A 429-nucleotide genomic window follows, 5' to 3' on the forward strand; every position below is an offset into this window, starting at 1 on the left:
GCAAGCGGCCGAGCGTCGACGAGGTTGCCACCCTCGTCAGGCAGATCTTCGCCGACTTGCGTGTCCCAGAGGCACTCGGGCAGGAAATCGCAGCCCTTGAGCGTGAGCTCCCTGACGGACCAAACCGGCTCCAGATGGCGCTGGCGGTCGAGGTCGTTTCTCGATGCACCGCCTCAAGGATGCCTGACCAGCGAAGCGTCCCGTTCTCGTTCGTGCGGCTCGGCACCGACGTCGACCTCCCTGTGGCGGGACCGGAAGGGCAAGAAATCGCCAAGACGCTTGGGAACCGCATCCTGTACGGGACGCAGGTCGGTCACTTCGGAGCCTTCGGAGCCGATGAGTGGCGACGCTGGGACTGGCTCATGGGTCGCCTGCACGCGGCGTCACACATCGGCATGTTGCTGCACGACACCACCACACCAGAGAAGC

Annotated in this window: 1 protein-coding gene; it reads left to right on the top strand. The window is 65.0% G+C overall.

The genetic code is table 11. The features are described 5' to 3' along the window. Positions 1-429, top strand: a 429-nt coding sequence (locus C5C07_RS20955) for a DUF3376 domain-containing protein (RefSeq protein WP_115806071.1), incomplete at both ends; no start/stop codon positions are given.

It is taken from the genome of Haloferax sp. Atlit-4N (genome assembly GCF_003383025.1).
Lineage (GTDB): Archaea > Halobacteriota > Halobacteria > Halobacteriales > Haloferacaceae > Haloferax > Haloferax gibbonsii.